This window comes from Pseudomonas sp. SIMBA_041 (genome assembly GCF_046535095.1).
Lineage (GTDB): Bacteria > Pseudomonadota > Gammaproteobacteria > Pseudomonadales > Pseudomonadaceae > Aquipseudomonas > Aquipseudomonas mucoides.
The window spans coordinates 1-243 of the sequence record NZ_JAWRXJ010000817.1 but is presented as its reverse complement, the minus strand read 5'-3'; the positions used below and the strand labels follow the sequence as shown (position 1 = coordinate 243).

Sequence of the window (243 nt, the reverse complement as noted above, 5' to 3'; positions counted from 1 at the left end):
CTGGATCGGCCAGTTGGCGCGCCCTGCCGGGCTGAGTTGGCAGCGTGACGAAGCCCTGGACATCCTCGCCGTGCGTTGGGCCACCGGCCGCGGCAACCGTAATGGCCGTTGTGCCTATCAGTTCGCCCGCTACTGGGTCGGGCTGCAATTGCTGGAGCAGAAATAAATGATCGACCTCAATGCCAGTGGTACCGGCCTTGACGGCTACCGCCTGCTGGCTGCGCAAGTGCAGGCGCTGTTTGC

The 243-nt window shown here is 64.2% G+C and carries 1 protein-coding gene and 1 pseudogene; both read left to right on the top strand.

All coding sequences use genetic code 11. The annotated features are described in order from the left end of the window. A partial coding sequence (locus tag SB725_RS33410; RefSeq protein ID WP_410923723.1) for a DUF815 domain-containing protein occupies positions 1–166 on the top strand: 166 nt, incomplete at its 5' end. Continuing rightward, positions 167–243, top strand: a pseudogene (locus SB725_RS33405) (GAF domain-containing protein); the annotation flags it as partial. It abuts the gene before it with no gap.